Below are 19,205 nucleotides of genomic sequence, written 5' to 3'. Positions count from 1 at the left end.
TCCCGGGACCGAGGTCTCGACGACCGAGGTCTCGAAGGTCGAGGTCCCAGGAGCCGAGGTCTCAGGAGTTGAGATAGGTGAGCACGGCGAGCACGCGCCGGTGATCACCGTCGCTCGGGGACAGGCCCAGCTTCAGGAAGATGTTGCTGACGTGCTTCTCCACGGCCCCGTCGCTGACGACGAGCTGCCTGGCGATCGCGGAGTTCGTCCGGCCCTCGGCCATGAGCCCCAGGACCTCCCGCTCCCGCGGGGTGAGCCCGGCGAGCACGTCCTGCTTGCGGCTGCGTCCGAGCAGCTGCGCGACCACCTCGGGATCGAGCGCCGTACCGCCCTGTGCCACGCGCACCACCGCGTCCACGAACTCCCGCACGTCGGCCACCCGGTCCTTGAGCAGATAGCCGACGCCCCGGCTGGAGCCGGCCAGCAGCTCGGTGGCGTACCGCTCCTCCACGTACTGGGACAGCACCAGCACCCCGAGCCCGGGGTGCGCCTTGCGCAGCTGCACCGACGCCCGCACGCCCTCGTCGGTGTGCGTCGGCGGCATCCGCACGTCCGCCACGACGACGTCCGGCAGCCCGCCCTGCGCGTCCAGCTCGGTGATCGTCTTGATCAGCGCCTGGGCGTCACCGACACCGGCCACCACGTCGTGCCCGCGGTCGGTCAGCAACCGGGTCAGCCCCTCCCTGAGCAGCACCGAATCCTCGGCGATGACCACCCGCACCCTGTCCTCCACGATCCTCGGCCCCCCACAGCCAGACTCCGTCCACCCCACGGCCCGCGCGGCCCGTGCCGCGTCCACGAACCGTCCGTGCGACGGGTCCAGCATCCCAGCATCGGGGGCCGGATGCGTTCGTACGACGGGAAGAAGCGGGAAGAAGCGGGAAGAGAGGGGAGGCCGGGCCGGGATTCGGACGCCCGGTGGCCGATTCTCGATCATGCCGGCCGGAGCCCGGGGGTGCGGGGCTCCGGCCGACGGTGTGTCCGGTGGCGGCCGCTCAGCGGCGTACCGGCTCCGTCCGCCACGGCAGCTCCGCCGTCACCCGGGTGGGGCCCCCGGCCGGCGAGTCCACCACGAGGATCCCGTCCACCGCGTCGAGCCGCTCGGCCAGTCCCGCCAGGCCGGAACCGGCGGACACCTCCGCGCCGCCCACGCCGTTGTCCACGACCTGGAGCATCAGCCGGTTCTCCACGCGCCACACGTCCACGGCGGCCGCCGTGGCCCGCGCGTGCTTGCTGATGTTCTGCAGCAGCTCCGAGACGGTGAAGTAGGCGATGCCCTCGATCGCCGCCACCGGCCGCTCGGTCAGGTCCACCTCCACCCGCACGGGCACCGTGCAGCGCGAGGCCACCGAGGACAGGGCCGCGTCCAGGCCGCGGTCGGTCAGGACGGCGGGGTGGATGCCGCGCGCCAGGTCCCGCAGCTCCTGCAGGGCCGTCTTCACCTCGCCGTGCGCCTCGCCCACCATGCGCGCCGCCTCCTGCGGATCCTCCCGCAGCTTCTCCTTCGCCAGCCCCAGGTCCATGGCCAGGTTGACCAGGCGGGCCTGTGCGCCGTCGTGCAGGTCGCGCTCGATGCGTCGCAGGTCGGCCGCGGCCGTGTCGACCACGACGCCCCGGTCGGACTCCAGCTCCACCACCCGCGTCGCCAGCCGCGACGGGCCGAGCAGCCCGTGCACCAGCAGCCGGTCCACCGTCGTCAGGGCCCGCACGATCCACGGCGTCGCCAGGGTGACCAGCAGGCCGATCAGCGCGGTCACGGTGATCTCGAAGGGGTTGTCGAGGTAGATCCGGTGCGTCTCGTCGCCGTACAGCTGGAGCCCGTCCTGACCGGCGTGGGCCGGGAACACCCAGAACCACAGGGGGTACGTCAGCATCGCCCAGCCGGTCGACCAGAAGCTCACGGCGACGACGAACGAGAACACCGACCACGGGAACTGCACCAGCGCGTACAGCAGGCTCCGCCAGGACGAGCCGCTCTTGAGGACGGCCCCCATCCAGGCCATCGCGCCCGGCTTGCTCATCCGCAACGGCTCCGGCGCGGCCACGTCGAGCCCCAGCAGGCCGCGCGCCCGCGCCCGCTCCAGCGCCCCCATCCCCCGGCAGCCGGCGAGCGCGGCGGCCAGCACCGGGACGCCCAGGAACGTCACCAGCAGCCCGGCGCCGAGCGACATCATCGTGACGGCGTACACGAAGAGCATGATGCCGATCGGCAGGCTCAGCAGCACGAAGCCGAACTCCCGCAGACTGCGGCCCTCGAACGGCGCCCGCAGCCCCGCCGGCAGCCGGTGCCGCCGCGAACCGGCATCCGCGGAAAGACCCGGCCCGCTACCGAGCCCGTAACCCTGTCCGTACTCCGTGGCCATCGGTGCCGTCCTTCTCCTCGACGTGTGGCTGTGCTGTCCTGACTTCACCCTCCTCGACCTCGCGCCCCGGGGACATGGAGCCCGTCGGCGTCCTGGAAGGGGGGTTTTCCCCACCCCTCCCACGGGCCGGCATGCGAACGTCCCGGCACGTGGACACCGGGGCGTGGCTCGGGGCCGGTCCGCTACCTCGTGCCGGAGGCACCGGAGGCACCGGAGGCACCGGAGGCGCCGTCGGTGTCCGAGCGGTCGCGCCAGGGCAGCTCGGCCGTGATCGTCGTCGGGCCGCCCTCCGGCGAATGGATCGCGAACAGGCCGTCGACGGCGCTCAGCCGCTCGGCCAGCCCCTTCATCCCCGTACCGCCGTCCATGCGCGCACCCCCGTGCCCGTCGTCGACCACCTGCATCAGCAGCCGGTCGGCCGACCGCCACACCTCCACCGAGGCGGACCTCGCCCCGCTGTGCTTGCTGACGTTCTGCAGCAGCTCCGAGACGGTGAAGTAGGCGATGCCCTCGATCGCCGCCGCCGGCCGCTCACTCAGGTCGACCGTCACCTTCACCGGCACCGTGCAGCGCGAGGCCACCGAGGACAGGGCCGCGTCCAGGCCGCGGTCGGTCAGGACGGCGGGGTGGATGCCGCGCGCCAGGTCCCGCAGCTCCTGGAGCGCCAGCTTCACCTCGCCGTGCGCCTCGTCGACCATCGCCGCCGCCGCGTCGGGGTCCTCCAGCAGCTTCTCCTTGGCCAGGCCCAGCCCCATGGCCAGATTGACCAGGCGGGCCTGCGCCCCGTCGTGCAGGTCCCGCTCGATGCGCCGCAGGTCCGCCGCCGCCGTGTCGACCACGACCCCCCGGTCCGTCTCCAGCTCGGCGATCCGCCGCTCCAGCTCGTCGGACGGCGACAGCAGCCCGCGCACCATCGCCCGGTCCACGTTGGTCAGGCCCCGCGCGACGAACGGCAGCACCGGCCACAGCACGAACAGCGACGTCAGCGTGACCGCGAAGGTGACGACGCCCCAGGGCAGCCGTATGAGTTCGTACAGGACCGTGCGCCAGCCCACCGGGTCCTTCAGCGCCATCCACAACCGGGCGAAGAACCCGCCCCGGCCCCGCCCCGGCAGCCGGCTCGGTTCCTCCACCCGCACCCCGAGCAGGGCCCGCGCCCGCGCCCGTTCCATCCGGCCCAGCAGCCGCGCCCCCGACAGACCGGCCGCCAGCAGGGGCAGTCCGATCACCGTGACCGTCAGTCCGAAACCGAGGCTCAGCACCGTCACGACGTACGTGAACCCGAGCAATGCCACCGGAAGGTTCGCCAGCAGATGGGCGATCTCCTGCCAGGTGTGCCGGTCGAGGGCGAAACGGGCCGGTGGCAGGCGGTCGCCGTCCACTTCACCGGCGTGTCCGGCGTGCGTCGGGGACGAGAGGCGTTCGGTCATACGGGCCAGCGTGCCGTGCGGCGCGGCGCGGCGCCATGAGGCGGACCGCCGGGCATCCCTGAGGAAAACCCCACCCCGGCGTCTCAAGAGGCGACGGGCTGCTTACCGCCTCTTTATCAGGCCCTAGACTCCCGTGCGTACAGATCAGATCGTCGAACAGCAGCGTTCGGGTTCGGACAGGGAGTGAGGACGGACGTGCCGGAACCGACTGTCGGCATCGCGGCCGACTACTTCCAGTCCTACTCGGTCGTCGGACTGCTCGCCGTCGTCGGCGTGCTCTTCGTGGCCGTCGCCTTCGGCGCCGGGCGTCTGCTGCGGCCCGTGGTCCCGACGCCCGAGAAGCTCCTGACGTACGAGTGCGGAGTCGACCCCGTCGGCGAGGGCTGGGCCCACACCCAGGTCCGCTACTACGTCTACGCCTTCCTGTACGTGATCTTCGCGGTGGACTCGATCTTCCTCTTCCCGTGGGCGACGGTCTTCGCCGACCCTGGTTACGGAGCGACGACGCTGGTGGAGATGTTCGTCTTCCTCGGCTTCCTCGCCGTGGGCCTGCTCTACGCATACAAGAAGGGCGTCCTGTCATGGACGTGAACCCCTCCGCATCCTCTGCCTCCTCCGCCCCTTCCTCCGGCTCCGAGCCCGTCCTGCTGCCGGAACCGAAGAGGCTGGGCGCGCTGGCCCGGCTCGCCCCCGAGCCGATGAAGGTCGTCCTCAACTGGGGCCGCCGCTACTCCCTCTGGGTCTTCAACTTCGGCCTCGCCTGCTGCGCCATCGAGTTCATCGCCGCGTCGATGGCCCGCCACGACTTCATCCGGCTCGGCGTCATCCCGTTCGCGCCGGGGCCCCGCCAGGCCGACCTGATGGTGGTCTCGGGCACGGTCACGGACAAGATGGCCCCCGCCGTCAAGCGCCTGTACGAGCAGATGCCCGAGCCGAAGTACGTCATCTCCTTCGGGGCCTGCTCCAACTGCGGCGGCCCGTACTGGGACTCGTACTCCGTGACGAAGGGCGTCGACCAGATCATCCCCGTCGACGTCTACGTCCCCGGCTGCCCGCCCCGCCCCGAGGCGCTGCTCCAGGGCATCCTCAAGCTCCAGGAGAAGATCGCGCGGGAGTCGCTGGGGGAGCGGTACGGCACCTCGCCGAGGCCGTCGGCGGCCGCGCTGCAGAGCGACCTGGTGCGGCCGCCCGCCGCCACGCCCGACCCCACGACGGCTCCCGCGTCGGGTTCCGCGTCGGGTTCCGGGGAGGACCGATGACCGCCGTCGGCTGGCTGCCCGCCGATGCCGAGGAGCTCTTCGGGGCCGAGGCCACCGCCGAGGAGTCGTACGACCTCCTGACGGTGGACGTGCCGCCGGCGGCCTGGATCTCCGCCCTGGAGACCGCCCGTGACCGGCTGGGCTGCACGTACTTCGACTGGCTGAGCGCGGTCGACGAACCGGGCACGGGCTTCCGCGTCGCCGCGCACGTGGCCGCCCTCGCGCCGGTCCGCCGACTGCTGGTGCGGACGACGGTTCCGCACGAGTCCCCGGTCCTGCCCACCGCCGTCGGGGTGTACGCGGGCGCGGCCTGGCACGAGCGCGAGACGTACGAGATGTTCGGCGTCGTCTTCGAGGACCACCCCGCGCTGGACCACCTGCTGCTGCCCGAGGGCTTCGAGGGCCACCCCCTGCGCAAGGACTTCGTCCTCGCCGCCCGCGTCGCCAAGGCCTGGCCGGGTGCGAAGGAACCCGGCGAGTCCGACCACGGCGGCCCCCGGCGCCGCCAGATGCTGCCCCCGGGCGTCCCCGACCCCAACGAGTGGGGCCCGCTGAAGGGCCAGCTCCCCCCTGCTCCGGCCCGCCCGGCCCGGGGCGCCGCCCGCGCGGCGGGCGACCGTCCGGCCCGTGCGGCGGGCGAACGCCCGCCCCGCCGCATGCGCACGGCCGCCCAGGGCTCCGTCGGCCAGACGACCCCGGCCGCCGAGATCCCGGCCGCCGAGATCCCGGCCACCGGCCCCTCCTCGGCACCACCGGCGTCCGCGCCCCGTCGCGCGCGGAGCGCGAGCCAGGGTTCCGCGTCGCAGCGGCAGGGACCGGCAGCGCCTGAAGGACCGGCGGGCACACCCGGCGGGGAGAACCCGGAGACCACCGGACCGCGCACACCAGCCACCCGCCGCTCCCGGAGCGCGAGCCAGGGCTCGGCATCCCAGCGCACCGACTCGGCCGCGGACCGGTCCGACGCGACCGGCCCGTCCGGCGCCGCGGGGGAGACGCCCGCCGTCGGCGAGACGCCCGCTGCCCCGAGGCGCGCCTCCACGCCCCCGCGCAGCTCCGACGCACCCTGGCACCACGCCCGCCCGGCCTTCGAGGAACCCACGGAGCCCACCGAGAAGCCCGAGGACCGGGGGAGCACGGACGACGGGAAGAGCGCGGAGACGCCGGAGACCCCGAAGGCTCCCGAAGGGCCGGAGACCCCGGAGACTCCCGAAGGGCCGGGAACCCCGGAGAACCGGGAGACCTCGGAGACCCCGGACACCGGTGACCAGCCCCCCGCCCGCCCCGGCACCCCCGACGACCGCCCAGGAGGCACGCAGTGAACGACGCCCTCGACGTCACCCTGCGCCTCCTGGTCGTCTTCGTCGTCTTCCTCACCTTCCCCCTGTTCGTCGGCCAGACCGAGCACAAGGTGATGGCCCACATGCAGGGCCGCCTCGGCCCGATGTACGCCGGCGGCTTCCACGGCTGGGCGCAGCTGGTCGCGGACGGTGTGAAGTTCGCGCAGAAGGAGGACGTCGTCCCGGCGGACGCGGACCGCCGCGTCTTCCAGCTCGCCCCCGCCGTGGCGCTGCTGCCGTACCTCCTCGTGCTCCTGGCCATCCCCGTCGGCCCCGGTGAGGGCGCGGTGGGCCAGGTCGTCGACGCGGGGATCTTCTTCGTCCTCGCCGTCATGGGCGTGGGCGTCCTCGGCTCGCTCATGGCCGGCTGGGCCTCCGCCAACAAGTTCTCCCTCCTCGGCGGTCTGCGCACCGCCGCCCAGCTCCTCGCGTACGAACTCCCGATGCTGCTCACCGCCGCCTCCGTCGCGATGGCGGCCGGCACCGTCTCGCTCGTCGGCATCCTCGACGCGTTCGAGTGGTGGTGGCTGCCCTGGCAGATCGTCGGCGCGGTCGTCTTCTTCGTCGCCGGGCTGGCCGAGCTGCAGCGCCCCCCGTTCGACATGCCGGTCGCCGACTCGGAGATCATCTTCGGCGCCTACACCGAGTACACCGGCCTGCGCTTCGCCCTGTTCCTCCTCGCCGAGTACGCCGGGATCGTCGTGCTGTGCGGCCTGACCACCGTCCTGTTCCTGGGCGGCTGGCACGGACCCTGGGGTGCCGACGGCCTCGGCTGGGTCTGGACCCTGCTGAAGACCGCCGTCCTCGCCTTCGTGGTGATCTGGCTGCGCGTCACCTATCCCCGCCTGCGCGAGGACCAGCTGCAGAAACTCTCCTGGACCCTCCTCGTCCCCCTCTCCCTCGCCCAGATCGCCCTCACCGGCATCGTCAAGGTGGTGATCCGGTAACCATGTCCCCCGTCCCCGGCTCCGGCCTGGCCAAGGGCCTGGCCGTCACCCTCCGCACGATGACGAGGAAGGCCGTCACCGAGCAGTACCCGGACGCCCTGCCCGACCTCCCGCCCCGCACCCGCGGCGTGATCGGCCTGTTCGAGGAGAACTGCACGGTCTGCATGCTGTGCGCCCGCGAGTGCCCCGACTGGTGCATCTACATCGACTCCCACAAGGAGACGGTGCCGGCGGCCACCCCCGGCGGCCGCGAACGCAGCCGCAACGTCCTCGACCGTTTCGCCATCGACTTCTCCCTGTGCATGTACTGCGGTATCTGCATCGAGGTCTGTCCTTTCGACGCGTTGTTCTGGTCCCCCGAGTTCGAGTACTCCGAGACGGACATCCGCGACCTCACCCACGAGCGCGACAAGCTCCGCGAGTGGATGTGGACGGTCCCGGCCCCGCCCGCCCTCGACCCCGGCGCGGAGGAACCGAAGGAACTCGCCGCCGCCCGCAAGACCGCCGACAAACTGGCCGGCCAGCAGGAGACGGCCCAGCAGGAGACGGCCCAGCAAGGTGCGGCGTCGCGGGATGCGGCCGAGGCGGCCCGGCCGACCGAACCGCACGCCGACGAGCAGGCCCGCGCCGCCGAACAGTCCACCCGCCCGACGGGCGACTCCCAGCAGCAGACGGACCAGCCGAGGCCGGACGAGCCGGAGGCCGACCGGCCGAGGCCGGGACAGGAAGGCCGGGAATGACCCTCGCAGCGACCGCCGTCCGCCTCGCGGCGACGGATCCCACGACCACGGCCACGGCCGCCGGAACCCACGGCTTCCTGTCCCCGACCGGCGTCGAGATCGCCTTCCTCCTCGTCGGCCTCGTCACCTTCGGCGCCGCCGTCGTCACCGTCACGACCCGGCAGCTCGTCCACGCCGCCCTGTGGCTGGTGGTGGCCCTCGGCGGCCTCGCCGTCGAGTACCTCCTGCTCACCGCCGAGTTCATCGCCTGGGTGCAGGTCCTCATCTACGTCGGTTCCGTCGTCGTCCTCCTCCTGTTCGGTCTGATGCTCACCCGGGCTCCGATCGGCCGCTCCCCGGACGCCGACTCCGGCAACCGCTGGGCCGCCCTCACCGTGGCCGTCGCCGCCGCGGCGGCCCTGGTGTGGGTCGTCACCGACGCCTTCCGGACCACGTGGATCGACCTGGACGGCCCGGCCGCCGGCTCCACCGCCGTGACGGGAGCGAGCCTCTTCCAGAACTGGGTCCTCCCCTTCGAGGCCCTCTCCGTCCTCCTCCTCGCCGCCCTGGTCGGCGCGATCGTCCTGTCCCGCAAGGCCAGGACGGACCGAGCGGCCGGCGCCGGCCCGGCGACCACCCCGAACGGTGCCGGCAAGGGCGGTGTCCGCTGATGCACCTCGCCTATCCCGCCGTTCTCTCCGCCCTCCTGTTCTGCACGGGTCTGTACGGGGTCCTCGCCCGCCGCAACGCGATCCTGGTCCTGATGTCGGTCGAGCTGATGCTCAATGCCGTCAACCTCAACCTGGTCGCCTTCGACGTCTGGCTCAGCAAGGCCGCCGAGGAGACCCTGCACTCCGGACAGGCCCTGACCCTGTTCACCATCGCCATCGCCGCCGCCGAGATCGGCATCGGCCTGGCGATCGTGCTCGCCGTCCACCGCAACCGCGGCACCGCGGACATCGACAGGCTCCGCGACACCGCCGAGGGCCACGAGCCGGACGGCCCCGACACCGACGCCCCCGCGACCGGGACGGCCGAGAAGGCTGAGGCCACCGCGTGACCACGACCACCCTCGCCGTACTCGTCCCCCTCCTGCCCTTCCTGGGGGCGGTCGCCGGCCTCCTCCTCGGCCGCACCGCACCCGGCTTCGTCCGCCCGCTCGCCGTCCTGCCGACTCTCGCGGCCCTCGTCCTCGCCGTCCTGGTCGCCGCCCGCCAGGGCGGTGGCCGGGCCGTCGACGCCGCCACCGAACTGACGCCCACCGGCTCGGTCCCCATCGAGGTCGCCCTGCACATCGACGGCTTCGCCGCCCTCGTCGCCGTCCTGGTCGGCTGCGTCGCCGCCTGCGTGCAGCTCTACTCCACGGGCTACCTGCGCGACGACCCGCGCTACCCCTCGTACGCCGCGCTCGTCTCCCTGTTCACCTCCGCCATGTTCCTCGTCGTCTACTCCGGCGACCTGATGGTGCTGCTGGTCGGCTGGGAGGTCATGGGCATCTGCTCGTACTTCCTGGTCGGCCACTACTGGGAGACCCCCGAGGCGCGTGCCGCCTCCCTCAAGGCCTTCCTGGTGACCAAGCTCGGTGACGTCCCCTTCCTCATCGGCCTGCTCGCACTGGCCACCGAGACCGGCTCCTTCCGCATCACCAAGGTCCTCGGCGCGGTGGCGAGCGGCTCGCTCGACCATCCGACCCTGACCGCCCTGCTGCTCCTGGCCGGTGTCGCGGGCAAGTCGGCGCAGTTCCCGCTGCACACCTGGCTCCCCGACGCGATGGCGGGCCCGACACCCGTCTCCGCTCTCATCCACGCCGCGACGATGGTCGCCGCCGGTGTCTACTTCATCGCCCGGCTCCTCCCGCTCTTCGAGGCCTCCCAGGCCGCGATGGTCGTCCTCGCCGTCATGGCCGCCGTCACGATGACCGGCTCGGCGCTCGCCGCGCTCGCCCAGGACGACATCAAGCGCGTCCTCGCCTACTCGACCATCGGCCAGCTCGGCTACATGACCGGTGCGCTCGCCGCCGGCGACCGCGGGGCCGCCGTCTTCCACCTCCTCACGCACGGCGCCTTCAAGGCGCTGCTGTTCCTCGCCGCCGGTGTGGTCATCCACGCCACCGGCACCAACTCGCTGGCCGCCATGTCCCGCATGCGCGACCTGCGCTCCCGCGTCCCGGACGCCTACTGGACGATGACCGTGGCGCTGCTCGCGCTCGCCGCGATGCCCCCGTTCAGCGGTTTCTTCTCCAAGGAGTCCGTCCTCGTCGCCGCCGAGCACGCCGCCACCGGCCACACCGAGCACGCACCCGGCGCCGCGGGCTGGACCGTCCTGGTCGCCGGCCTGGTCACGGCCCTGCTCACCGCCGCCTACGCGATGCGCCTGTGGCTGCTGGCCTTCCGCGGCCGGGGCGCCGAGGCCCCCGACCACGGCCGGCAGCCGGTCGTCATGAACGCCGTGCTCTGGGTGCTCGCCGTCCCCTCCCTCGCCCTCGGCGGGCTCGCCTTCCGCCTGCTGCCCGACTGGTTCGACGGCACCGACCTGACCCCGACCCTCACCACCTCCGTGCTCGGCACCGGTGTGGCCCTGGCCGGCGGCATCGTCACCTACGCGGCCTGGCGGCACACCACCGCGCTCGCGGCCCGCGTCCCCCTGGGCGCGGTCGCGGCCCACCCCGAGGCGGACGCCGGCCAGGTCGAGGCCGAGGCCATCGCCGGCCACCGGCCCGCCTACGGAGACGTGGCCTCCGCACCCGACCCGGCCGACCCCGGGCGGCTGCTGCTCGGTCCGCTGCACCGCCACGCGGCCGTCGGCTTCCACCTGGACGCCGTGTACGCGGCCCTCTTCGTCCGCCCGGTCCAGGCCGGCGCGAGCCTCGTCCGGTTCCTCGACCGCGAGGTCGTCGACACCTACGTACGCGGGGCGGGCACCCTGCCCCGCTGGCTCGGGACCGCCGTACGCCGCGCCCAGACCGGCAATGTGCAGACCTATGTGAGCGCGCTGCTCGCCGGCACCGTCGTCCTCGCGGTCGCCGTCGTCCTCGTCGCCACGGGAGCGTGAGCAGGCGTGATCGATATCAACGAGTCCGTGATGCAGTTCCTTCTGGCGTTCGTCGTCGTCGGCCCGCTCCTCGGAGCCGCCGCGGCCCTCCTGCCGGCCCCGCCCGGACTGAAGGGGAAGTCGCCCGAGCAGGCGGTCCTGAGGCACGGCGTCACCGTCACCGGCGTCGTCCTCCTCGCCGCGATCGTCCTCGTGCTCGGCTTCGACCACGACCACCCGTCGACGATGCAGGCCAGCACGGACATCAGCTGGATCCCCGCACTCGACGTGCGCATCCACCTCGGCATCGACGGCATCTCCCTCCCCCTGCTGGTCCTGACCGCGCTGCTGACCTTCCTGTGCGCGCTCTACTCGTACTTCAAGCCGCCCGCGGGCCCGAGCCCGAAGGCCTTCGTCGCCCTGCTGCTCGTCCTCGAGTCCGGCACCCTCGCCACCTTCGCCGTCCTCGACCTGATCCTGTTCTTCCTCGCCTTCGAGACGGTCCTCGTCCCGATGTACTTCCTCATCGCCCGCTGGGGCGGCGAGGGACGGGTCCGGGCCGCCTGGAAATTCATCCTCTACACGCTGCTCGGCTCCGTCGTCATGCTGCTCGGCCTGCTCCTGATCGGAATCAGGGCGGGCACATTCGACATGGTGGCACTCGCCACTGACAACGGCCGGTCGCTGACCACATCCGTGCAGGTCATCGCCGTACTGGCGATCGGGATCGGGCTCGCGGTGAAGACGCCGATGTGGCCGCTGCACAGCTGGCTGCCCGACGCCCACACCGCCGCGCCGACCGTCGGCTCCGTCCTGCTGGCCGGCGTCCTGCTGAAGATGGGCACGTACGGGTTCGTACGGATCCTCCTCCCGGTCGCCCCCGACGGCTTCCGCACCTTCGCGCCCTACCTCGCCGCCTTCGCCGTCGTCGGCATCGTCTACGGCTCCCTGGCCTGCCTGGCCCTCGCCAAACAGGGCGCGAAGGGCGACCTCAAGCGCCTCATCGCCTACTCCTCCGTCGGCCACATGGGCTTCGTGCTGCTCGGCATCGCGACCATGACCCCGACCGGCGTCAACGGCGCCCTGTTCGCCAACATCGCCCACGGCCTCATCACCGGCCTGCTCTTCTTCGTGGTCGGCGCCCTGAAGGACCGCACCGGCACCACCGACCTCGACACCCTCGCCGAGGAGACCGGCGCCGCCCTGTACGGCAAGGCCCCCCGCCTGGGCGGCCTGCTCGCCTTCGCCGCGGTCGCCTCGCTCGGCCTGCCGGGCCTGGCGGGCTTCTGGGGCGAGATGCTGGCCCTGTTCGGCGCCTTCGACCCCGCCGCCGGCCTCAGCCGCCCCGCCTTCCTCACCTTCATGACGATCGCCGCCTTCGGCACCCTGCTGACCGCCGCGTACATGCTGATCGTGGTCCGCCGCGTCTGCATGGGCGCCGTACCGCAGGACTCCCCGAAGCTCACCGACGTCCGCACGTACGAGTTCGCCGCCTGGACCCCGCTCGTCGTCCTCACCGTCGTCGCCGGGCTGTGGCCCAAGGCCCTGCTCGGGCTGACCGACCCGGCCGTGCAGCAGCTCCTCTCAGGAGGCACCCGATGAGCTCCCCGGCCCAGCCCCTGGCCGAGCCCCTGGCCCAGAACCTCGTCCAGTCCGTCGACTGGCTCGCCGTCGCGCCGCCCACCATCGCGGCGGTCGTCGCGCTCGTCGTCCTCGTCGCCGACCTGTTCGTCGCGGACACCCGCAAGGCGATGCTCGGCTGGGTCGCGGTCGCCGGACTCGCCGCCTCCGCGCTCATGCTGCTGCCCCTCGTGGGCGACGACCGCTCCACGTTCTGCCTCACCGGCGACGCCGACGTGTGCAGCTACACCGCGGACACCTTCACCCTCGCGATCCAGTTCCTGGTCCTCGGCGGCGCGCTCCTGGCCGCCCTGCTCTCGGTCACCGCCCTGAAGGACGCCGACCGGGGACTGCCCGAGGGCGAGTTCTGGTTCCTGCTGCTCTCCTCGGCGGCCGGCGCCGCCCTCCTGCCCGCCTCCCGCGACCTCGCGACCCTCGTCGTCGCCCTGGAGGTCGCCTCCCTGCCCGCCTTCGCCCTGGTCGGCCTCCGGCACGGCGACCGGCGCTCCTCCGAAGCCGCGCTGAAGTTCTTCCTGTCCTCGGTCACCGCGACCGCGGTCAGCCTCATGGGCATCAGCTTCGTGTACGCCTCCACCGGCACCCTCTACCTCACCCAGGTCGCCGACCGCGTCCAGCACGTCGACGGGCAGCTCACCACGCTCACCCAGACCGGCGTCGTCCTCACCCTCGTCGGCTTCGCCTTCAAGACGGCCGCCGTGCCCTTCCACTTCTGGGTGCCCGACACCTACGTCGGCGCGCCGCTCCCGATCGCCGCCTACCTGTCCGTCGTCGGCAAGGCGGTCGGCTTCTCCGGCCTGATCCTCGTCACCGTCGTCGCCCTCCCGTCGTACGCCGACGCCTGGGGACCGGCCCTCGCGGTCCTGGCCGCGCTCACCATGACCGTCGGCAACGTCGGAGCCCTGCGCCAGCAGGCCACGCGCGCGTACAGCGCGGTACGCCTGCTCGCCTGGTCGTCCGTCGGCCAGGCCGGCTACCTCCTGGTGCCGATCGCCGCCGCCGGGTACTCCGACGACCCCGAACGGTCGATCGGCTCCACCGTCGCCTACGCCCTCATGTACGCCGCCGTGAACCTCGGAGCCTTCGCGGTGGCCGCCCTGGTGGGCCGTACCAGGGCCCTCAACCGCGTCGCCGACTACCGCGGGCTGTACGCCTCCCGTCCGCTGACCGCCCTGCTCCTGGCGTTCTTCCTGCTCTGCCTCGCCGGACTGCCGCCCGGTGTCATCGGCCTCTTCGCCAAGGTCACCGTCTTCTCCGCGGCCGTCGACGCGGGCCTGGGCTGGCTGGCCGTCGTCATGGCCGTCAACGTCGTCATCGCGCTCTTCTACTACCTCCAGTGGGCGGCCCTGCTGTTCCGCGCCCCCGAGGGCGAGGCCGTGCGGCACCGCCTCCCCGCCCCGCTCACGGTGGCGATCACCGTGACCGCCCTCGTCGCCGTAGCCCTGTCCGGAGCGCCCCAGCTGATCCTTCGCTTCGCCGACACCGGTCTCTTCTGAACCGGTCTCTTCTGAACCGGTCTCTTCTGGCCCCGGTTCTTCCGGGCGGTCGCCGCGTATCGGCACGCGCGCGTGGGGCACCCGGCCCCCACGCGCGCGTGCCGCATGCCGGGCCGTCACCCGGACGGACCACGCGCGCGGCCGTGCCCGTCGGGGAACTGGTGGCCGTCGCCTGGCGTTGACCAGTACGGAAGGGTCCACTGGACGTGACATCACGACACCAGGGGCGTCGAAGACAGGAAGCAACCACAGCGAGCGAGACAAGCAAGCAAAGGGTTCCCCTGCTGCACGACTTGGAGGGCGTACCGTGCACCGCCGGCACAACGGGCTCAGAACCGCAGTACTCCTCGGGGGACTGTCCGCGCTCATCATCGTCATCGGCAGCTTCTTCGGCCGAGCGGGTCTCGTCGTCGCCGTCCTCGTCGCCCTGGGCACGAACGCGTACGCCTACTGGAACAGCGACAAACTGGCCCTGCGCGCGATGCGCGCACGCCCGGTGAGCGAGTTCGAGGCCCCGGCGCTGTACCGCATGGTCCGGGATCTCTCCACGCAGGCCCGCCAGCCCATGCCACGCCTGTACATCTCCCCGACGGAGGCCCCGAACGCCTTCGCGACCGGCCGCAACCCGCGCAACGCCGCCGTGTGCTGCACCGAGGGCATCCTGCGCCTGCTCGACGAGCGCGAGCTGCGCGGCGTCATCGGACACGAGCTCAGTCACGTCTACAACCGCGACATCCTCATCTCGTCGGTCGCCGGCGCCCTGGCCTCCGTGATCATGTTCCTGGTCAACTTCGCCTGGCTGATCCCGATCGGCCGGTCGAACGACGACGACGGCCCCGGCCTCCTGGGCATGCTGCTCATCATGCTTCTCGGCCCGATCGCCGCCAGCCTCATCCAACTGGCGATCAGCCGTTCGAGGGAGTACGAGGCCGACGCGTCCGGCGCCCAGCTCACCGGCGACCCGTTGGCCCTCGCGGGTGCGCTGCGCAAGCTCGACGCCGGTACGAAGCAACTGCCGCTGCCTCCGGAGCCCCGGATCGAGACGGCCAGCCACATGATGATCGCCAACCCGTTCCGCCCGGGACAGGGTCTGTCGAGGATGTTCTCCACCCACCCGCCGATGGCGGAGCGAATCGCCCGGCTCGAGAAGATGGCGGGCGGCTACCGGTGAAGACCATCCCGGTCGGCCACGCATTCTGAAAGTCACCGTCGCACCGGTCATTGTTTCCCGATGTTTTCCGGCTTGGTCAGCCGCGTGAGGCCTTGGGGCTGTCCGGGGGAAAACGCGGGCATTGCCGTGTGTCCAGAGATTGTTCAAGACCCGCCGTCGCCATCCTGTCCCCTGAGAATGCGGTACCAGGAACGACGAAAGGTCGGCCGAGTGAAGCTCACCAAGCAGTTCGCCACGATCAGCACCGCCGTGATCACGGTGGTGCTCTTCAGCGCCGGCGGCGCACAGGCCCAGGGCGGCGGGGGACTCCTGTCACGCTTGAGTGCCACGTCACCGCTTCAGGCGCCCTACCGCGTGGGGCAGACGGGCACGGGAGGAACCGGCACCCAGAACACCACCAGCACGACGAACAACAATAACAGTAACAATAATAATGGTGGCGGGGTGAACAACAACAACAATAACAATAACAATGGCGGCACGAGCACGAACAACAACACCAACAACAACAACATCCTCAACGGAACCCAGGCGCAAGGCGGCGGAGGACTTCTGTCGTTTCTGGGTATCCCGCCGCTCGTGCAGATCTGTGCCCCGACAGGGCAGACCGCAGAGGGGAACAACACCTTCACCGGCAGCCAGAACCTCAACTGCAAATTCAGTTGAGGTGATGAATCCGTTGCGGAGCCCTATCCGCGCTCGGGGTGGTGGAGCTTGCGGGCGACTTCGTGACGGGTGTGGATGTTGAGCTTGGACAGTATGGCACCCACATGATGCCCGGCAGTCTTGGGGCTGATGTAGAGGCGGGCGGCGATCTCGGCATCCGAAAGGCCCTCCTCCAGCAGTTTCAGGACGTCCATCTCCCGATTGGTGAGCTGGTACGGATTGGCCCGGGTGGCTGGCCGCGGGCCTTGCCGGATCGGGCGGACACCGCGAGCACGCATCAGAGAGCGGGTGCGCGTCACGGCCGGCCGGGCGCCGAGATCCTCGAAGGCGGCCAGGGCTTGGCGGAGCGCGGGTGCGTCGCCGGACAGACGGGCCAGCGCGGCGTCGTACGGGCAGCCGAGCCTGTCCCATCGCGTCGCGGCGCCGGCCCAGTCGCCGGCCAGTTCCAGCGCGTACGGGGCGGACGCCGGGACCTGCGGAGGCTTTCCTCCGGCTCGGCGGATCCAACAGGCCAGGGGACCGGACAACCAGGGATGGGCGCGGTTCGCCAGCGCGGCCAGTCCGCGTTGGCCCTCGGACTGAACCTGCTCGTGGTCACCAGCCAGCCAGGCAGCCTCGACACGGGCCTCCCACCCCAGGCCCGTGTCCAGCAGGCACTTCGAGTCCACCAGCCTCGCCGCTTGTTCCAGGAGCTGCCACACCTCGGATCCGCCCTGGCGGGCTCTTACCAGCCCCAGCACGGTCAGTGCCAGGGCGCGGGCAACCGGTGGCGAGCCGCGGTGGGACAGGATCTTCTGCGCGACGTCGGCGGCTTGCGGCCACAAACCCTGGTGGAGCATCCCCCAACTGCCCCAGACCCTTGCGCACAGCAGGTAGGCCAGCAGGCCGTGGTCGAGGCAGTATGTCTCCGCCCGGCCAACGGCTGTGGTCGAACGGGCGGTATCCCGCCGCAGCGCGGCCAGCCAGCACATGACGAACGCCATGAAGCCCGCGTCCAGCGGCAGGTCCCGCGCCATCGCGTCGGACACCGCTTGTTCGCAGTTCTCCCAGCCGCGTCCTTCACTCAGCACGCGTGCCGCCGCGGCATGGAAGCAGGCCTGGGCGAGCACCCCCGCATCACCAAAGCGCTCACCCAGAGCGATCGCCTTCTCGGCGTAGGCGGCGACCACCGCCACGCCCTCATGCTCGTAACAGGCCAGCTGGCAGAGGTTCAGGTACGCCCTCGCCAACTCCCGGCCGGGCGTCAGTTCTTCGAGTGCCCGCACTGCGTCCAGGCCGGTTCGCCTGGCCTCGGCGGTCCGTCCGGCCGGCCACAACCAGCATGACAGCCAGCGCAGGTCCTCCCCTTCACGCAACCGGTCGCCGAGCGCATGGCATAGTCTCACCGCCGTACGGCGCGAAGTGATCCCCTCGTCGAGCTTGCTGGACAGGAGACAGGCCTGGGAATGGCCCTCCAACAGAGAGATCTGTTGCTCGGACGGCAGGCGGTCGGCGTACCGCAGAGCATGGGTGTACTGGGCGGCGGCTTCCCGGTGCGCGCCCAGCGCGGCGGCGTGGACGGCGGCTGCGGGTGCGTACTCCAGCACGGCGGCCGGGTCCCCGGCGCCGTTGGCATGATCCGCCAGCAGCGACAGATCATCCGCGGCGACCGGGCCGGACCGCATCGCCGCCAGCACCTGCCGGTGTACCCGCAGACGGTAGGCGGCGGGCACGGCCTCCAGCACCGCCAGCCGGGTCAGTTCATGGCGGAACTCGGTCACCTGCCCGTGGGTCCGTACTATCCCGCAGGCCACGGCTTCGTCGAGCGCCTCCTCCGGGGCCGGCAGGAGGCCGGCCAGCAGGGGCAGCGAGACTCGGGTCCCGAGGACGGCCAGGACGCCGACCACCCTGCGCGCCGCGGGCGACAGACCCGCGAGGCGGCCGGCGACCGCCTCGCGCACCGTGGCCGGAATGGGTTCGGCAGGAGCGGCCAGAATCTCGGTGATGATGAACGGGTTGCCGGCGGAGACGTGATACAGCTGCTCGGCGTCTACGGCACCCCCGGCGTGTCCGACGGCCAGCCGGGCGACTGCCCGGCGGCTCAAGGGGGCCAGATCATGGCGGTACACCCACGGATAGCTGGCCAGGGTGCCGAGGAGAGCGGTCAGGTCGTGGGTGCGGCCGATCTCGTCGTCGCGGTAGGTGGCCAGCACCAGCGCCGGAACACTCGGCAGGCGGCGGGCCAGGTAACGCAGTAGGTCCATCGTGGCCTCATCGGCCCAGTGGATGTCCTCGACGACCAGCAGGCTGGGGTAGGCACTCAGGTCGGCGAGCAGGCAGTCGTAGACCTCGTCAATACGGTTCGTGCCGGCCAGCGTGGCCGCCAGGGCGGTGCGCACCTCCTCGCCCAAGCGCGGAGCCAAGTCCACCAGAGGGCCCAGAGGGCGGGGCGTGGTCAGCGGGTCACAGGCGCCGATCACGACCCGGATGTGAGGATCGACAAGCTGGGCGAGACGGTGGATGACGGCGGTCTTCCCGATGCCAGCCTCACCGCGGACAAGGGCCAGGCGCCCAGGGCCACTCACAGCTGCCTTCAAGTGACCGGTGAGGTCCCGGAGCACGGCCTCTCGCTCTAGAAGGTCCATCACCAGCCAGTTTCCCTCCGTGACCGGAGCTGCGCAAAAGATCCAGACCGATCAAGACCGCTGGGCCGGAGCGGGATGTGGGGTGTGCCGGGGTGCGAGGTGGGGTGTGCGAAGTGGAACTTGGGGTGCTCACCCGATGCGCCCGCGACTGCGGCCGGGCATGCTGGCCAGAGAGTCTCAGATCCGGGTTTCCGTGTGGCAGTCGCATCCAAAGGCATGACAGTCAGGCGGTGAACAATCGGAGCAACAGCATCTGAAACTCCCGAGAATCGAACTGGCGGACCATTGCCACAGCGAATGTATTCCGCCGTCGAAATGTACAGCGAATCTACGACGTCCATGCCATCGGAAAGGGAACGTCATGACGAACAAGTATGCCAAGCGCGCGGCAGTGGTAGCCGCATCGGCAGCTCTGGCCGCGGGAGGCGCCCTGGCGCCGTCGAACGCCTTTGCCGCACCGGCACCCACAGGAACTCACGCGATGGCGCCGATCGACAACGGCGGAGGCGCGAACAACAACAACAA

16 protein-coding genes are annotated in these 19,205 nt (G+C 71.5%); 12 read left to right on the top strand and 4 right to left on the bottom strand.

Features of this window, described 5'->3' with window-relative positions:
• Positions 1–61: 61 nt before the first annotated feature.
• The 3 genes from ACIRFH_RS03400 to ACIRFH_RS03390 form a co-directional block, all read right to left on the bottom strand.
• Positions 62–721 (bottom strand): LuxR C-terminal-related transcriptional regulator, encoded by a 660-nt coding sequence (locus tag ACIRFH_RS03400; protein WP_403516958.1) that lies wholly within the window; start codon positions 719–721, stop codon positions 62–64.
• Between the two features lie 274 nt (positions 722–995).
• Positions 996–2,363, bottom strand: coding sequence for a sensor histidine kinase (locus tag ACIRFH_RS03395; RefSeq protein ID WP_403516849.1), 1,368 nt, complete (start codon positions 2,361–2,363; stop codon positions 996–998).
• A gap of 182 nt (positions 2,364–2,545) precedes the next feature.
• Positions 2,546–3,793, bottom strand: a complete 1,248-nt coding sequence (locus tag ACIRFH_RS03390; RefSeq protein ID WP_403516848.1) for a sensor histidine kinase — start codon at positions 3,791–3,793, stop codon at positions 2,546–2,548.
• 195 nt (positions 3,794–3,988) lie between these two features.
• Between ACIRFH_RS03390 and ACIRFH_RS03385 the strand changes: the two genes are divergently transcribed.
• From ACIRFH_RS03385 to ACIRFH_RS03330, 12 genes are all read left to right on the top strand, one after another.
• Complete coding sequence (locus ACIRFH_RS03385) at positions 3,989–4,384, top strand: NADH-quinone oxidoreductase subunit A (protein ID WP_403516847.1); 396 nt, start codon at positions 3,989–3,991, stop codon at positions 4,382–4,384.
• On the top strand, positions 4,375–5,052 hold the full coding sequence (locus tag ACIRFH_RS03380) for an NADH-quinone oxidoreductase subunit B (RefSeq protein ID WP_403516846.1): 678 nt from the start codon (positions 4,375–4,377) through the stop codon (positions 5,050–5,052). The genes ACIRFH_RS03385 and ACIRFH_RS03380 overlap by 10 nt, the downstream gene beginning before the upstream one ends.
• Positions 5,049–6,371 carry an NADH-quinone oxidoreductase subunit C gene (locus tag ACIRFH_RS03375; RefSeq protein WP_403516845.1) on the top strand — a complete coding sequence of 441 codons (1,323 nt, stop codon included), beginning with the start codon at positions 5,049–5,051 and terminating at the stop codon, positions 6,369–6,371. The genes ACIRFH_RS03380 and ACIRFH_RS03375 overlap by 4 nt, the downstream gene beginning before the upstream one ends.
• Positions 6,368–7,336 carry an NADH-quinone oxidoreductase subunit H gene (locus ACIRFH_RS03370; RefSeq protein ID WP_403516844.1) on the top strand — a complete coding sequence of 323 codons (969 nt, stop codon included), beginning with the start codon at positions 6,368–6,370 and terminating at the stop codon, positions 7,334–7,336. Before ACIRFH_RS03375 ends, ACIRFH_RS03370 begins: the two co-directional genes overlap by 4 nt.
• A 2-nt stretch (positions 7,337–7,338) precedes the next feature.
• Positions 7,339–8,076 carry a NuoI/complex I 23 kDa subunit family protein gene (locus ACIRFH_RS03365; RefSeq protein WP_403516843.1) on the top strand — a complete coding sequence of 246 codons (738 nt, stop codon included), beginning with the start codon at positions 7,339–7,341 and terminating at the stop codon, positions 8,074–8,076.
• Complete coding sequence (locus ACIRFH_RS03360; protein ID WP_403516842.1) at positions 8,073–8,726, top strand: NADH-quinone oxidoreductase subunit J; 654 nt, start codon at positions 8,073–8,075, stop codon at positions 8,724–8,726. Before ACIRFH_RS03365 ends, ACIRFH_RS03360 begins: the two co-directional genes overlap by 4 nt.
• On the top strand, positions 8,726–9,115 hold the full coding sequence (gene nuoK, locus ACIRFH_RS03355; RefSeq protein WP_189229192.1) for an NADH-quinone oxidoreductase subunit NuoK: 390 nt from the start codon (positions 8,726–8,728) through the stop codon (positions 9,113–9,115). Before ACIRFH_RS03360 ends, nuoK begins: the two co-directional genes overlap by 1 nt.
• Positions 9,112–11,106 carry an NADH-quinone oxidoreductase subunit L gene (locus tag ACIRFH_RS03350; protein WP_403516841.1) on the top strand — a complete coding sequence of 665 codons (1,995 nt, stop codon included), beginning with the start codon at positions 9,112–9,114 and terminating at the stop codon, positions 11,104–11,106. Before nuoK ends, ACIRFH_RS03350 begins: the two co-directional genes overlap by 4 nt.
• Before the next feature lie 6 nt (positions 11,107–11,112).
• Entirely contained in the window at positions 11,113–12,687 is a 1,575-nt protein-coding gene (locus tag ACIRFH_RS03345; RefSeq protein WP_403516840.1) for a NuoM family protein, read from the top strand.
• Positions 12,684–14,219, top strand: coding sequence for an NADH-quinone oxidoreductase subunit N (locus ACIRFH_RS03340; protein ID WP_403516839.1), 1,536 nt, complete (start codon positions 12,684–12,686; stop codon positions 14,217–14,219). Before ACIRFH_RS03345 ends, ACIRFH_RS03340 begins: the two co-directional genes overlap by 4 nt.
• 307 nt (positions 14,220–14,526) lie before the next feature.
• Positions 14,527–15,390: a zinc metalloprotease HtpX gene (htpX, locus tag ACIRFH_RS03335; RefSeq protein WP_403516838.1), complete on the top strand. Its 864-nt coding sequence runs from the start codon at positions 14,527–14,529 to the stop codon at positions 15,388–15,390.
• A gap of 210 nt (positions 15,391–15,600) precedes the next feature.
• Positions 15,601–16,056, top strand: coding sequence for a hypothetical protein (locus ACIRFH_RS03330; RefSeq protein ID WP_403516837.1), 456 nt, complete (start codon positions 15,601–15,603; stop codon positions 16,054–16,056).
• A 23-nt stretch (positions 16,057–16,079) separates the two neighbouring features.
• Here the strand turns inward: ACIRFH_RS03330 and ACIRFH_RS03325 are convergent, their stop codons facing one another.
• The gene (locus ACIRFH_RS03325; RefSeq protein ID WP_403516957.1) at positions 16,080–18,680 is read right to left on the bottom strand and encodes a helix-turn-helix transcriptional regulator; all 2,601 of its coding nucleotides are present in this window, start codon (positions 18,678–18,680) and stop codon (positions 16,080–16,082) included.
• Positions 18,681–19,205 lie beyond the last annotated feature (525 nt).

The organism is Streptomyces sp. NPDC093586, from assembly GCF_044764905.1.
GTDB lineage: Bacteria > Actinomycetota > Actinomycetes > Streptomycetales > Streptomycetaceae > Streptomyces.
This window is presented reverse-complemented; position numbering and strand designations above follow the sequence as displayed.

Coding starts and splice junctions, on each gene's coding strand:
- ACIRFH_RS03375 (WP_403516845.1), top strand. CDS start 5,049: ATGACCGCCGTCGGCTGGCTGCCCGCCGATGCCGAGGAGCTCTTCGGG.
- nuoK (WP_189229192.1), top strand. CDS start 8,726: ATGCACCTCGCCTATCCCGCCGTTCTCTCCGCCCTCCTGTTCTGCACG.
- ACIRFH_RS03360 (WP_403516842.1), top strand. CDS start 8,073: ATGACCCTCGCAGCGACCGCCGTCCGCCTCGCGGCGACGGATCCCACG.
- ACIRFH_RS03365 (WP_403516843.1), top strand. CDS start 7,339: ATGTCCCCCGTCCCCGGCTCCGGCCTGGCCAAGGGCCTGGCCGTCACC.
- ACIRFH_RS03390 (WP_403516848.1), bottom strand. CDS start 3,793: ATGACCGAACGCCTCTCGTCCCCGACGCACGCCGGACACGCCGGTGAA.
- ACIRFH_RS03340 (WP_403516839.1), top strand. CDS start 12,684: ATGAGCTCCCCGGCCCAGCCCCTGGCCGAGCCCCTGGCCCAGAACCTC.
- ACIRFH_RS03325 (WP_403516957.1), bottom strand. CDS start 18,680: ATGGACCTTCTAGAGCGAGAGGCCGTGCTCCGGGACCTCACCGGTCAC.
- ACIRFH_RS03380 (WP_403516846.1), top strand. CDS start 4,375: ATGGACGTGAACCCCTCCGCATCCTCTGCCTCCTCCGCCCCTTCCTCC.
- ACIRFH_RS03395 (WP_403516849.1), bottom strand. CDS start 2,363: ATGGCCACGGAGTACGGACAGGGTTACGGGCTCGGTAGCGGGCCGGGT.